Raw genomic sequence first — 13,117 nt, forward strand, 5'->3', positions numbered from 1 at the left:
TTGAATGGAAGCGGCTATTTCAGATGTCCAGCACTTCTGTCGCTGCGAATTCGGCGCGTTCCTGGATGAAGCGGAAACGGGCTTCCGGCCTGGTGCCCATCAGCGCGTCGATCGCATCCTTGGTCGCGGCCTCAGCGTCGATCACATCGACCCTGAGCAGCGTGCGCTTCCTCTGGTCCATGGTCGTTTCCTTGAGCTGGGCCGCCATCATTTCGCCCAGCCCCTTGAAGCGGCCGATTTCGACCTTGCCGCGTCCGGTGAATTCGGTGCGCAGAAGCTCGTCCTTGTGCGCATCGTCGCGGGCATAGGCGACCTTGCCGCCTTGCCGGATCGAGTAAAGCGGTGGCACCGCAAGATAGAGATGGCCGCCGCGAACCAGATCGGGCATCTCCTGATAGAAGAAGGTGATCAGCAGAGAAGCGATGTGGGCGCCATCGACATCGGCGTCGGTCATGATGATGACCCGGTCGTAGCGCAGATCCTCGTCGCGGTACTTTGAACGCGTGCCACAGCCCAATGCCTGGATCAGGTCTGAAATCTGCTGGTTGGCGGCGAGCTTGTCGTTGCCGGCGCTGGCGACGTTGAGGATCTTGCCGCGCAGCGGCAACACGGCCTGGCTGGCGCGGTCGCGCGCCTGTTTCGCCGAGCCGCCGGCCGAATCGCCCTCGACGATGAAGAGCTCGGCGCCGGCAGCGGCATTCTGGGTGCAGTCGGCGAGCTTGCCGGGCAACCGCAATTTGCGCACCGCGCTCTTGCGCGACACTTCCTTTTCCTGGCGTCGGCGTACCCGCTCGTCGGCGCGCGCGATCACCCATTCGAGCAGTTTCGAGGCTTCCTGCGGATTATCGGCCAGCCAATGGTCGAAGGGGTCGCGGATGGCGGTCTCGACGATCCGAATTGCCTCGATCGTCGCCAGCCTGTCCTTGGTCTGGCCGACGAATTCCGGCTCGCGGATGAACACCGACAGCATGCCGGCCGCCGAGATCATGACGTCCTCCGACGTAACGATCGAAGCGCGCTTGTTGCCGACGAGATCGGCGTAGGAACGCAAGCCCCGCGTCAGCACGTTGCGGAAGCCGGCCTCGTGGGTGCCGCCTTCGCCGGTGGGGATGGTGTTGCAGTAGGAGTTGAGGAAGCCGTCGCCGCCGAACCAGGTCACCGCCCATTCGAGCGAGCCATGGCCGCCTTGCCTGTCGCTCTTGCCGGCAAAGACTTCGCGGGTGACCTGGAATTCATCGCCGAGCGAGGCTTTCAGATAGTCCTTGAGGCCGCCCGGAAAGTGGAACTCGGCCTTGGCCGGCGTCGGATCTTTTTCCTTGATCAGCAACGGATCGCAGGTCCAGCGGATCTCGACGCCACCGAACAGATAGGCCTTCGAGCGCGTCATGCGATAGAGCCGCGCCGGCTCGAAGGCGGCGCCCTTGCCGAAGATCTGTTCGTCCGGATGGAAACGGATTTTGGTGCCGCGGCGGTTGTGCACCTCGCCGAGATGCTCCAGGCCGGTGACCGGAATGCCGCGCGAGAATTTTTGCCGATAAAGCTGGCGTCCCCGCGCGACTTCGACCTCGAGATGGTCCGACAGCGCGTTAACCACGGAAACGCCGACGCCGTGCAAGCCGCCCGACGTTTCGTAGACCTTCGAATCGAACTTGCCACCCGAATGCAGCGTCGTCATGATGACTTCGAGCGCCGGTTTCTTGAATTTCGGGTGTGGATCGACCGGTATGCCGCGGCCATTGTCCGTAACTGTGAGATAGCCGTCGGCGGAGAGTTCGACATCGATGAAGGTCGCGTGGCCGGCGACCGCCTCGTCCATCGAATTGTCGATGACTTCGGCGAACAGATGGTGCATCGCCTTGTCGTCGGTGCCGCCAATATACATGCCGGGGCGGCGCCGTACCGGCTCCAGCCCTTCCAGAACCTCGATGTCGGCGGCACTATAGCCCTCGCTGCCATCCTTGGTCGCGGCAGCACGCCTGGTGGCCTGCACCAGCGGGTCCGCCGGGCGCGCCGGTGTGCGAACCGGCTGCGGCTGCTTGTCCATATTGCCGAAAAGATCGTTGCTGTCGTCCATGCTGGTCCTGGATTGCGATGCTGCGAATCACCTGCCGATACTGCCACGCTTTTCGCGGGCAGGCGACGGAGGTTCCTGTTACGTTCGAGGATGGCTCCTCTTACCGCAAAACCATTCGACAACCAAGCGGCGGAAATGCGTCGGTGGCAGCATGCGCGTCATCGAGACTGGTGGTGAAATCGCGTCATTGCCCAGAACAAGGCCAGCAGGGCCGACCAGGTTGGGCCGGCCCCTGCCTTCTGCCTCATTATTCCGCCGGGATTACTCCGCCGCGCCCAGATATTCCGACAGTGGCGGGCAGGAGCAGACGAGATTGCGGTCGCCGGCGACATTGTCGATGCGCGACACCGGCGGCCAGTATTTTGCCGATGTATCGGCGTTGCCGGCTGGGTAGGCCGCCTCGAGCCGCGAATAGGGATGGGTCCACTCGCCAGCCAGCGCCTCGGCGGCGGTGTGGGGCGCGTTGACCAGCGGATTGTCGGCCAAGGGCCATTCGCCCTTCGCCACCTTGGACGCCTCACCCGATATCGCAATCATCGCCTCGCAGAAACGGTCGAGTTCCTGCTTGGGCTCGGATTCGGTCGGCTCGACCATCAGCGTGCCGGCGACCGGAAACGACATGGTCGGCGCATGAAAGCCGTAGTCGATCAGGCGCTTGGCGATATCGTCGACGCTGATGCCGGAGTTCTCCTTGAGCACGCGCGTGTCGAGGATGCATTCATGAGCGATGCGATCGTGCCTGCCCTTGTAGAGGAGCGGGAAGTGCGGCGCGAGCCGTGTCGCCACATAGTTGGCCGAGATGATGGCGGTCTCGGTAGCCTGCTTCAGGCCGGACGCGCCCATCATGCGGATGTACATCCAGGTGATCGGCAGGATGGAAGCGCTGCCGAAGGGTGCCGCCGACACGGCATGGGCCGAGCCTTCGGTAACGTGGCCGGGCAGATAGGGCTTCAGATGCGACTTGACGCCGATCGGGCCGATGCCGGGGCCACCGCCGCCATGCGGAATGCAAAAGGTCTTGTGCAGGTTCATGTGGCAGACATCGGCGCCGATGTCGCCGGGACGAGCCAGGCCGACCATGGCGTTGAGGTTGGCGCCATCGAAATAGACCTGTCCACCATGCTCATGGATGAGGGCGCAGAGATGGCGCGCGCCTTCCTCGAAGACGCCATGCGTCGAGGGATAGGTGAACATCAGCGCCGCGAGATTCCTGGAATGCTCGTTGGCCTTGGCCCTCATATCGTCCATGTCGATATTGCCGTCCTCCAGGCAGCGCACGACGACGACGCTCATGCCGGCCATCGCCGCGCTTGCCGGATTGGTGCCATGTGCGGAGGAGGGGATCAGGCAGACGGTGCGATGGCCTTCGCCGCGCGAGCGATGATAGGCGCGGATGGCGAGCAATCCGGCATACTCTCCCTGGCTGCCGGCATTGGGCTGCAGGCTGACCGCGTCGAAACCGGTAATCTCCGACAGCCAGCCTTCCAGTTCGCCGACCATGGCGCGGTAGCCCGCCGAATGGCTGGCCGGCGCGAACGGATGCAGATTGGCGACGCTTGGCCAGCTTACCGGCATCATCTCGGCGGCGGCGTTGAGCTTCATGGTGCAGGATCCCAGCGGGATCATGGCGCGGTCAAGCGCCAGGTCCTTGTCGGCCAGCCGGCGCAGGAAGCGCATCATCTCGGTTTCCGAGTGGTTTTCGTGGAAGACCGGCTGGCTGAGAAACTCCTTGCCGCGTGGCTTGCCGGGCAGGGTGCCGGCGCCGGCGGCGTCAACCTTGGCGCCGAACAGCGCTGCAATCGCGTCCAGATCGGCCTCGGTCGAGGTCTCGTCGAAGCTGATGCCGATATGATCGGCGTCGATGACGCGCAGCAGCCGGCCGGTCTTTTCGGCGGCGGTGGCGATCGCCTTGGCCTTGCCTTGTGCTTCCACCGTCACGGTGTCAAAGCGGCTCGCGCCAAGCACCGAAACGCCTGAGGCCTTGAGGCCGGCTGCCAGGCGGTTGGCCAGTGCGTGGATGCGGCCCGCAATCGCCTGCAGGCCGGCGGGGCCGTGCCAGATCGCATAGGCCGTCGCCATGTTGGCGAGCAGCGCCTGCGCGGTGCAAATGTTGGAGGTCGCCTTGTCGCGGCGGATATGCTGTTCGCGCGTCTGCAAAGCGAGGCGGTAGCCGGGGCGGCCCTTGCTGTCGGTCGACTGGCCGACGAGACGGCCGGGCATCAGCCGCGTCAGTTTGTCGGAGACGGCGCAATAGGCGGCGTGCGGACCGCCAAAGCCCATCGGCACGCCAAAGCGCTGCATCGGACCGACGGCGATGTCGGCGCCGAGTTTTGCCGGCGTGTCGGTCAGCGTGAGAGCGAGCGGATCGGCGATGAAGACGACGAGCGCGCCGCTGGCACGAGCCTTTTCGATCGCCGCCTTGTGGTCCCCATAGACACCAAACGTGTCAGGCCAGGAGACGAGCAGCGCGGCGGTATTGTCGTCGATCGTCTCGCCGTCGACCTCGGTGCCGAGCGGTTCGGCGCGGGTGCGCACGACGTCCAGCGTCTGCGGATGCGGGGTGCCGGCAAGCGCTACCTTGGTGCGCTTGTCGCGATGGTGGCGCAGCGCAATGCCGACGGCCTCGGCCACCGCCGTCGCCTCGTCGAGCAGCGACGCCGATGCCACCGGAAGTCCGGTCAGCTCGGCAACCAGGGTCTGGAAGTTGAACAGCATCTCAAGCCGGCCCTGGCTGATCTCGGCCTGGTAGGGCGTGTAGGCCGTATACCAGGCCGGGTTCTCGAACAGATTGCGCTGGATGACCGGCGGCACGTGGACGCCGTGGTAGCCGGCGCCGATAAAGCTCTTCAACACGGTATTTTTGGCCATCATTGCCGAGAGCTCGGCCAGCGCTTCCGCTTCGCTGGCCGGAGCTGGCAAGGCGAGCGGCTGGTCGAGACGGATCGATCTCGGCACGGCCTGGCTGATCAGCGTCTCGACGGAGGGAACGCCGATGGTGGCGAGCATGGCTCTGATATCGTTGAGGCCGGGGCCGATGTGGCGGGCCGAGAAGGGATAGGGTGCTGCTACGGTCATGTTCAATGTCCTGATATCAACCGATGTGAGCCTGGTAGCCGGCCTCATCGAGGAGGCTCTCGAGTTGGCTTTCATTGGCGAGCTTCATCTTCCACAGCCAGCCGTCGCCTGTTGCCGCCGAGTTGACCAGGGACGGGTCCGACGACAGCGCGCCGTTGGCCTCAGTGATCTCGCCATCGACCGGCGCATAGACGTCGGATGCGGCTTTGACCGATTCGACCACGACGGCCGTCTCGCCCTTGGTCAGCTTTCTTCCCGCCTCCGGCAATTCGACGAAAACGAGATCGCCGAGTTGCTCCTGCGCGTAATCGGTGATGCCGACAGTGGCGATGCCGCCTTCGACGCGGAGCCATTCGTGGTCTTCGGTGAAATAGGTCTTTGCCATAGGACTTATCCTTTGCGGTAGCGATGAGATGTGAAGGGCAGGGGATTGATATCGATCGGGATTTTCGTCCCGCGTACATCGGCGAAAAGCCTGGCGCCGGGCTTGGCCAGCGCCGTCTGGACATAGCCCATGGCGACCGGGTGGCCGGCCGAGGGGCCGAAGCCGCCCGAGGTGACATGGCCGGCGGGATTGCCGTCGGCGTCGAACAGGGTCGCACCCGCTCGCACCGGCTGGCGGCCTTCCGGCTTCAGGCCGACGCGTTTTTGCGCCGGGCCGCGCTCAATGATTGCGCGCAAGGCATCGGCGCCGATGAACGGCCCGGCGGCGCGGATGTCCTTGGGGATCGCCCACATCAGCCCGGCGCTGGCCGGGTCGATCTCCGGCGTGATGTCCTGGCCGTGCAGGCATAGCCCGGCTTCCAGCCGCAAGCTGTCGCGGGCGGCAAGGCCGATCCACAGCACGCGCTCGTCTTCGAGCAGTCTGGCGACGAGATCGCGTGCATCCGCCTCCGGCAGGCCGATCTCGAAACCGTCTTCGCCGGTATAGCCGGAGCGGCTCATGAACCAGTTTTGCCTGGGTTCGATGCCATGCATGAACAGCAGCGATCCGGTCTCGATGCCGGCGCGGGCAAGGGCCGCCCATGCTTCGGGGCCCTGGATGGCCAGGAAGACGCGGTCGAGTGCGTCGACCTTTGCCTCGAAATCCTCAGCCAGCCCGCGCAAGTGCTTCTCGTCGACGGCGGCGTTGCCGGCATTGGCCACGACCATGAAGCGCTCGCCGCCAAGCCGGGTGACGATAAGGTCGTCGATGACGCCGGCGGCCTCATTGAGGAAGAAGGTATATTTGGACTGGGAGATATCGAGCGCGCCGGCATCCAGCGGGCAGGCGCGGTTGAGGAGTGCGGCGGCGCCCGGACCGCTGACCTCGAACAGCTTCATGTGCGAGATGTCGAACAGGCCGGCCTGCTCGCGGGTATGAAGGTGTTCCTTCATCACGCCGGCCGGATAGGTCAGCGGCATCGACCAGCCGGCGAACGCGCCAAAGCGCGCGCCGGCGGCGGCATGCAAATCTTCGAGGGGAAGGTGTTTGGTGTCGTCGCCCGTCATGTCATCTCCAGAGTCGCACGCAATCGGCCGCTGATGGCGACCAGTCCGTGCCCCTCTGTCTGAAGCCTGAGAGACTCGCGCCCCGTAACTCTGTCGGCAGCGCTTACACCTTCGGCGCGGGGGCAAGCCCCGACTTTCCAGAGTGTCTTTCCCGTCTACGGTTCTTTTGCCTGAGAGATTTCGGGCGATTTCCCCTTCGGCGGCAGCTCTCGCTGCTCTCTCCCGCAAACAGGTAGGACTCAAAACCATGAGCCCTCGACTCGTCATCCATAGCCCGTCAACGACACCTTGTCACCTGCCAGCGACATCTAATGCGCGTCGCACTGAACGAATTCAGGCGCTGCGCTTTGGACCATTGTTTGATCCATGTCGTTTACCAAAACCGCTGCACAGTCTTGGGCCGACGGGCATTGGCCGACAAGTCTTCGCTAACCACGCCGTTTGGCGGTTTCTCAAGACACTGCTGATATAGGGGTCGCCATGGTGCTTGGAACCGGCATTGCCGGCAGCAGACGGGGGCGAAAAAGATGGGCGAACTGATCATGAGCACGCCAGTGGCCGGGCTGACGTCGAAAAATCGCATCACGGCGGAAGATGTGGTGATGCTGCGCCGCGAGGTGTTCGGCGATGGCGTGGTGAGCCGCGGCGAGGCCGAGGCGCTGTTTGCGCTCGATGCGACGGCCAGGGACAAATGCGCGGAATGGCCTGACTTCTTCGTCGAGGCCGTCACCGATTACATCGTCCATCAGGAAAAACCGGCGGGCTATGTCTCGCAAGACAACGCCGATTGGCTGGTCCGGACGATTTCGCGCGATGGCATGGTCGACAGCCGCACCGAGCTCGAACTGCTGGTGCGTGTGCTGGAGAAGGCGAAGTCCTCGCCAAACAGGCTTTGCGCCTATGCGCTGGAGCAGGTCGCCCATGCCGTCGTCGACGGCAAGGGGCCGCTCATGCACGGCGGCCAACTGGTGCCCGGCAGGATTGCCAAGGCGGAAGTCGAGCTTCTGCGCCGCATCCTCTACGCCTATGGCGGCGACGGCAACATTGCCATGACCCGCGCCGAGGCGGAGGTGCTATTCAGGATCAACCAGCGGACGGCCGCGACCAGCAACGATCCATCCTGGAACGATCTGTTCGTCAAGGCGATCACCAATTTCGTCATGTGCTCGGCCGGTTACGAAGCGCCGATGCGCGATGTGGCGCTGCGCCGGGACGCTTTTTTCGAGCAGGCAGACCCGGACATTGGCGGTTTCTTCAACCGCATGGTGTCAGGCGGGCTTGCCGGTATTCTGGAAGCCTACCGCGCGCCGGGCGATATCGAGGCCGATTGGGAATCGAAGAACAAGGCAGCCGAGGCACTGGCTCGCCGCGCTGAGACGATCGACGCCGGCGAGGCGAAGTGGCTGGCCGAACACATCGGCGACCGGCCGCTGCAGGAGAACGAGCGGGCGTTGCTGACGCTGATCAAGCACGCCTCGCCGGAAATCCATCCGGCGCTGAAGCCGCTGATCGACAAGGTCGCCTGAAGCGCTGACATCGCGCTCTATTGTTTGGCCGGCTCCGGCTTGCCGGTGTCCAAGCGCGACATCCATTTGAAGCTGTCGAACCAGTAGCGGCGCACGCTGCCTATGGTGCCGTCGGCGGTGCGCGCGCCGATCCAGTTGTTGACGTACTGGATGAGACGGACATCGTCCGGCCGCAAGGCAAAAGCCTCCGGCGTCCGCAACAGCGGCCCGCCGACCATCTTCAGTTTCGCATCGTAAAGCCTGGCGGCCATCTGCGGCGTCGGCGAGGTGGCGACCATGGCCTGCGCCTCGCCGCCGATGATCGCGGCAAAGACATCGGCCGTATTGTCGAAGGTGAGGATGGTCGCCTTGGGGAAGGCTTCCTTCGCAGCGGCTTCATCCGTGGAGTTGGAGAGTACCGCAATCTTGTATCCCGGCGCCCGCAATGCCTTTCCCGGCTTTTTGCCAAGACTGGCGATCGTCGCCACCATGCGGATGTCGGCGGTGCCGGTCTTGTCGGAGAATACCACGTCGCGGGCGCGTTCCGGCGTGCTGGCATAGCCTGCCGCAATCATGTCGAAATCGCCCTTGAGCAGCCGTGTCTTGAGGTCATTCCAGGGCACTTCGACCAGTTTCAGGTCGACGCCAAGGTCGGAAGCGAGCGCGTTGGTCAGATCCACATCGTAGCCAGCGAATTTTCCGTCGGCTTTCTTGAGGATCCATGGCGGATTGAGCGCCACACCGACAGTCAGTGTCTTCTGGTCGATAACGCGCTTGAGGCTGTCGTCCGCCCAGGCAGATGGCGCCGCCAGCGTCAACCAGGCGGAAATGGCAAGTATAGTTGCGGCGATCATCTTAGCGCGCATGAATATAACCTCGCTGTAGTCCGTCCGGTTGTCAGATTTACACAAAGGTGCCATTCTGTCGATAGCGAACCCTGATGGAGACTTGCGATGTCGGTACGGATAGCGATTACCGGTTCGATGGTGTTCCTGGCCTGTGCCCTGGGCAATCCGGCGAAGCTCTCCTTGTTACCGGACGCGGCGCGGGCGGCAGGGGCAAACCGCATCGTCTGCTCCAGCGCGAACTACCGTTATTCCTACTGTGGCGTCGATACGCGTCGCGGTGTGCAGTTGACGTCACGGCTTTCGAAGGCACGTTGCCAGTATGGCAAGAGCTGGGGTTATGACCGCGGCGGCGTCTGGGTCGACAATGGATGCTCGGCCGAATTCGCGGTTGCAGGCTCCGGTCGCAAGCCATCTCCAGGCGATGCGGCAGCTGCGATCATTGTCGGAGGCATCGTCGGCGCGATCCTTGACAACAACGACAAGCACGGCCACCGTTCGGATAACTACTATCCGAGGCCGAAGCCGCGCCGTAACGATCAGTGGATCGATCCGACGCCGCAGTTCGACAGGGACGGTAATCCCAATTTCGATACTCACGGCAACTATCAGGGATGCCACGGCGTCGGCTGCATGGTGGATAATCCGGACGACACGCGGGCCGGGCCACCTGAGCCCGGTCAAACCACTTTCGAGGATTCGGACGAATGATGGCGTCGCCAGGAATTGTATGCTGAACGCCTGACGTGTCCTGCCCGAGCAGCCATCAAATGCCGCCGTACCAGTCGTAGCCATTGTCTTCCCAATAGCCACCGCGACCGCCGCCGACATTGGCGAAGCCGTCGACCAATTCGATCTTGGTAAGATATTTCGGCATCTTGTAGCCGAGTTGGCGTTCGACGCGGACGCGCAGCGGCGCACCGTTCTCGACGGGCAACGGTTTGCCGTTCAGGCCATAGGCCAGGATCGTTTGCGGATGGCGGGCGTCGATCAGGTCGATCGTGCCATAATATTTGATGTCGCCCGACAGGCTGCGGTCGATCGTGTCGAGGCAGTGGAACATGACATAGCGCGCCTGCGGCTTGACCACCGCCTGGTCGAGAACCAGCGACAGCGGCGTGCCGGTCCATTTGGCGATACAACTCCAGCCTTCGACGCAGTCATGGCGGGTGATCTGCGTGCGGCTCGGCATGTTCTGAAGCTGTTCGCGGCTGAGCGACAGCGGCTTTTCGACAAGGCCTGAAACTTCAAGCCGCCAATCGGCGAAATCATTGGCGAGCAGGCCCTTGTAGACATCGTCGTCGGGTGCAGTGATGCCATTTGGGCGCTGCGGCTGGCGGATATCGGCTTCGGTGAATTCCGGCGCCAGCGCGTCGCGACCGGCAAGCAACCGCTGTGCGCGGTACGTCAGGTCGTTGGCGCCTTCGAGGAAGCTGCGCAGGCCGTCGCCGACGCCGAGGTGGCTGTCGAAGGCGTCGCAGCCCGACAGCATGATGCCGGACAGGCCGAGGCTGGCCGAGGTCAGGAATCTTCTTCTGCTCATCTGCAGTTTGGGGCTGATCTGGAATTTTGGCATGTCAGGCACTCCTCTCGGATGGTTTTCCGTCATCCGCCGGCGGATCGGTTCGGTACCAGCCGGTGATGATGGAGCGCAGTTCGTTGATCGGGCCGGCGGCGAGGATCATCAGCATATGGATGATGAAGAAGGCGACGAGCAGCACCATCACGATGAAATGGATGGTGCGCGCCGTCTGCCGCCCGCCCAGGACCTCGTTGAGGAACGGCAGCACCGAATTCATGCTCGGCGACATGGCGAGACCGGTGATGATCATCAGCGGCAAAAGCACGAACAGCACGCCGCCATAGGCCATCTTCTGCAACGTGTTGTATTCGCGGGTGTGGTGGAATTTGAGCTTCGCATGATCGATGATGTCTCGCGGCAGGCGCTTGAGATCGTCGATGCGCGGGGCGAGATCGCGGCGCAGGTGGCCGTTGATCACGCTGGCGATCAGCCACACGATCAGCGTCGTCGACAGTATCCAGGCGAAGAAGAAATGCACGACGCGGGCGGTGCCGAGGTCGTAATAGGACGGGATTGTCGCCCATGACGGAAAGGCGCGGGACGTTTCCTGCCCGGCCGGCCCCGACCAGCCGAGAACGCCGGTCGTGTTGAAACGCTTGCCCAGGATTTCGGTGTAGCCGCGCGGGCCGGTGGCGGTGTTCTCGGCGCCGATGGCGAAGACGGTGTTGTTGTAGCCGAATCCCGACTCCTTGCCGATATAGAGCTGCGGGCGGGCGTTGAAGATCTGCAGCCCGGAAAGCAGCATGAAGAACAGCGAGATCGCCCAGAGCCAATGCGTTAGCCGCGTCCAGCGCGACTGCCGGTAGATCAGCGTCGCGTCCTTCGACGGGACAGTGTCCGCCTCGGCGGTGGGTTGGCTTCTGGCAACAGATTCCATCTTTTTTCGCCCTGCGATCTTGGTGTGGCCTTGCTCTTCGTTCTCCTCCCAATACGCTACCAACTAAAGCGATGTTTCACCCGATCACGGAATTATTACAGGCACGGAATTATTACGGACCGCCGAGGCTCACGGCGAGGTTGACGGCGGCCGCGACGATGATCGTGTTGAAGAAGAAGGACAAGATCGAATGGACAAGCACGACGCGGCGCATGTGCGAGGTCGTTATGTTTACGTCTGCGGTCTGCGCGGTCATGCCGATGATCGACGAGAAGTATAAAAAGTCCCAGCCTTCCGGCCGCTTGCCGCCAGGGAAGTCGAAGCCTCCGACCGGGTTTTTCTGCTTGGTTTGGGTATCGATCGTGTCGCCGTCCATCCAGTAGACATGCGCATAATGAAGCGCCGCCATCGCATGGATGGTGAACCATCCGAGCGGGATCGACAGCAGGGCGAAGGTCAGTTCGAAGGCAGCCGCGCTGTCCTTTCGATTGATCAATTGAAACAGGGAGATGGTGGCGACACCGACGACGACAAGCGTGACGGCGAAGATGACCAGCACCGGCTGGTCGGTGGCACGCGCATTCTTGCTCAGATAGCGGCCGGTGAGCAGCGGCATCTGGGCGACGACGAGGATGATGTAGGCGGCAAAGAACGCATTGGCGCCGATCGAATAGGCGAGGGGCGCGCGCAACGCCAACGCGATGGCCAGCGCCACCACCCCGATGCAGGCCGACACCGCGAACTGCATATGCCGGTGCATGGGTTTGTTGAAGGGCGTTTCGGCGGCCATGGCCTAGCGTGCAGATGGTTTCTTAGTCCGGTGTGACGGATTTCAACGCCCGTCGCAAGATGCGATCGAGTTCGCCGAGAAAGCGCGAACGGTCCTGCGGCGCGAAGCTCGCGTTATAGCCCTTGCTTTCGCCGGTCTCGCGCAGATGCTGCTTGAGGTCGCGCATCGCCACCGCCATGCCGATCGTCTCCGGCGTGAACGGGCGTCCGGTCGGGCCGAGCACATGGGCGCCAAGCGCCACCGTGCGGGCGGCGAGCGGGATGTCGGCCGTCACCACGATGTCGTTGGGCCTGGCGTTGTCGACGATCCAGTCGTCGGCGGCGTCAGCGCCTTTCGACACTACGACATTGCGGATCATCGGATCGCGCGACGGGCGCAGGCCGCCATTGGAGACGAAGGTTACGATGACGCCATGGCGCTCGGCGACCTTTTCGACCTCCGCCTTGACCGGGCAGGCATCGGCGTCGACCAGAATCTGGGGGCTTCGTCCCTGGTCAGGACTAGTCGCGTTCATACGGTGTGAATTTCAAATCATAGCCGCGCGGCTCGGTGCCAGGCGGCTCGGTGGGGTCTGTGTCATAGACGTAAATTGTTCCTATAGATGCGAAACCAACATGTTGGCCGATAGCCCGTGCCATATCTATCGCTTGATCTGAGCCTGAAGCCCAGACTTTCATTCCGAAGAAAGACGGCCCTAATTCCGTTTCAAAGTCCTCGTTGGGAGATACGACTTCGCCCTCGGCTAGAACGGTGAAGTGACGGAACGCGGTTTTCGCTCTCCCGTAGCGGAGGTTCAATTTCCAATTCTTGGTAGTTTCAGCATCCATAAAGAGTGCCTGATATGCATGCGATGGTGAGAAGGGTCGATTCAAGCGATC

At 62.9% G+C, this 13,117-nt stretch carries 12 protein-coding genes and 1 riboswitch; of the genes, 2 read left to right on the forward strand and 10 right to left on the reverse strand.

All coding sequences use genetic code 11. From position 1 onward, the window contains the following. Positions 1-19: 19 nt before the first annotated feature. The 4 genes from parE to gcvT all read right to left on the reverse strand — a co-directional run bounded on the left by parE (position 20) and on the right by gcvT (position 6,640). Positions 20-2,074: a DNA topoisomerase IV subunit B gene (gene parE / locus AC0L2H_RS12645; RefSeq protein ID WP_473590531.1), complete on the reverse strand. Its 2,055-nt coding sequence runs from the start codon at positions 2,072-2,074 to the stop codon at positions 20-22. Positions 2,075-2,335: 261 nt separating this feature from the next. Beyond that, positions 2,336-5,149 (reverse strand): aminomethyl-transferring glycine dehydrogenase, encoded by a 2,814-nt coding sequence (gene gcvP / locus AC0L2H_RS12650; RefSeq protein WP_473590532.1) that lies wholly within the window; start codon positions 5,147-5,149, stop codon positions 2,336-2,338. Positions 5,150-5,165: 16 nt separating this feature from the next. Beyond that, positions 5,166-5,534, reverse strand: coding sequence for a glycine cleavage system protein GcvH (gene gcvH / locus AC0L2H_RS12655; protein WP_473590533.1), 369 nt, complete (start codon positions 5,532-5,534; stop codon positions 5,166-5,168). 5 nt (positions 5,535-5,539) lie between these two features. Continuing rightward, entirely contained in the window at positions 5,540-6,640 is a 1,101-nt protein-coding gene (gcvT, locus tag AC0L2H_RS12660; protein WP_473590534.1) for a glycine cleavage system aminomethyltransferase GcvT, read from the reverse strand. Positions 6,641-6,788: 148 nt separating this feature from the next. After that, positions 6,789-6,875, reverse strand: a riboswitch (glycine riboswitch). A gap of 292 nt (positions 6,876-7,167) precedes the next feature. On the opposite strand from gcvT, the gene AC0L2H_RS12665 reads away from it, so the two are divergent. Beyond that, positions 7,168-8,166 (forward strand): hypothetical protein, encoded by a 999-nt coding sequence (locus AC0L2H_RS12665; RefSeq protein ID WP_473590535.1) that lies wholly within the window; start codon positions 7,168-7,170, stop codon positions 8,164-8,166. Between the two features lie 17 nt (positions 8,167-8,183). On the opposite strand, the gene AC0L2H_RS12670 is transcribed toward AC0L2H_RS12665, so the two are convergent. Beyond that, a complete protein-coding gene (locus tag AC0L2H_RS12670; protein ID WP_473590536.1) occupies positions 8,184-9,011 on the reverse strand; it encodes a transporter substrate-binding domain-containing protein in 828 nt (275 codons plus the stop codon). A gap of 87 nt (positions 9,012-9,098) precedes the next feature. Here AC0L2H_RS12670 and AC0L2H_RS12675 point away from each other — a divergent pair, with 87 nt between their 5' ends. Then, positions 9,099-9,701 carry a DUF3011 domain-containing protein gene (locus AC0L2H_RS12675; protein WP_473590537.1) on the forward strand — a complete coding sequence of 201 codons (603 nt, stop codon included), beginning with the start codon at positions 9,099-9,101 and terminating at the stop codon, positions 9,699-9,701. Positions 9,702-9,756: 55 nt separating this feature from the next. Here AC0L2H_RS12675 and AC0L2H_RS12680 read toward each other — a convergent pair whose 3' ends face one another. The 5 genes from AC0L2H_RS12680 to AC0L2H_RS12700 form a co-directional block, all read right to left on the reverse strand. Then, positions 9,757-10,566: a molybdopterin-binding protein gene (locus AC0L2H_RS12680; RefSeq protein ID WP_473590538.1), complete on the reverse strand. Its 810-nt coding sequence runs from the start codon at positions 10,564-10,566 to the stop codon at positions 9,757-9,759. Between the two features lies 1 nt (position 10,567). Next, a complete protein-coding gene (locus AC0L2H_RS12685; RefSeq protein WP_473590539.1) occupies positions 10,568-11,449 on the reverse strand; it encodes a cytochrome b/b6 domain-containing protein in 882 nt (293 codons plus the stop codon). A gap of 112 nt (positions 11,450-11,561) precedes the next feature. Further along, positions 11,562-12,239, reverse strand: a complete 678-nt coding sequence (locus AC0L2H_RS12690) for a DUF1345 domain-containing protein (protein ID WP_473590540.1) — start codon at positions 12,237-12,239, stop codon at positions 11,562-11,564. Positions 12,240-12,261: 22 nt separating this feature from the next. Beyond that, positions 12,262-12,753 carry a YaiI/YqxD family protein gene (locus AC0L2H_RS12695; RefSeq protein ID WP_473590541.1) on the reverse strand — a complete coding sequence of 164 codons (492 nt, stop codon included), beginning with the start codon at positions 12,751-12,753 and terminating at the stop codon, positions 12,262-12,264. Then, positions 12,740-13,066, reverse strand: coding sequence for a hypothetical protein (locus AC0L2H_RS12700; protein WP_473590542.1), 327 nt, complete (start codon positions 13,064-13,066; stop codon positions 12,740-12,742). The genes AC0L2H_RS12695 and AC0L2H_RS12700 overlap by 14 nt, the downstream gene beginning before the upstream one ends. Positions 13,067-13,117 lie beyond the last annotated feature (51 nt).

This window comes from Mesorhizobium sp. WSM4871 (assembly GCF_055811295.1).

Excerpts from the sequence above, each read along its gene's own strand:
- AC0L2H_RS12670 (WP_473590536.1), bottom strand. The coding sequence starts at position 9,011 with ATGCGCGCTAAGATGATCGCCGCAACTATACTTGCCATTTCCGCCTGG.
- gcvP (WP_473590532.1), bottom strand. The coding sequence starts at position 5,149 with ATGACCGTAGCAGCACCCTATCCCTTCTCGGCCCGCCACATCGGCCCC.
- AC0L2H_RS12665 (WP_473590535.1), top strand. The coding sequence starts at position 7,168 with ATGGGCGAACTGATCATGAGCACGCCAGTGGCCGGGCTGACGTCGAAA.
- parE (WP_473590531.1), bottom strand. The coding sequence starts at position 2,074 with ATGGACGACAGCAACGATCTTTTCGGCAATATGGACAAGCAGCCGCAG.
- AC0L2H_RS12695 (WP_473590541.1), bottom strand. The coding sequence starts at position 12,753 with ATGAACGCGACTAGTCCTGACCAGGGACGAAGCCCCCAGATTCTGGTC.
- AC0L2H_RS12690 (WP_473590540.1), bottom strand. The coding sequence starts at position 12,239 with ATGGCCGCCGAAACGCCCTTCAACAAACCCATGCACCGGCATATGCAG.
- gcvH (WP_473590533.1), bottom strand. The coding sequence starts at position 5,534 with ATGGCAAAGACCTATTTCACCGAAGACCACGAATGGCTCCGCGTCGAA.
- AC0L2H_RS12685 (WP_473590539.1), bottom strand. The coding sequence starts at position 11,449 with ATGGAATCTGTTGCCAGAAGCCAACCCACCGCCGAGGCGGACACTGTC.
- AC0L2H_RS12680 (WP_473590538.1), bottom strand. The coding sequence starts at position 10,566 with ATGCCAAAATTCCAGATCAGCCCCAAACTGCAGATGAGCAGAAGAAGA.
- AC0L2H_RS12675 (WP_473590537.1), top strand. The coding sequence starts at position 9,099 with ATGTCGGTACGGATAGCGATTACCGGTTCGATGGTGTTCCTGGCCTGT.
- AC0L2H_RS12700 (WP_473590542.1), bottom strand. The coding sequence starts at position 13,066 with ATGGATGCTGAAACTACCAAGAATTGGAAATTGAACCTCCGCTACGGG.
- gcvT (WP_473590534.1), bottom strand. The coding sequence starts at position 6,640 with ATGACGGGCGACGACACCAAACACCTTCCCCTCGAAGATTTGCATGCC.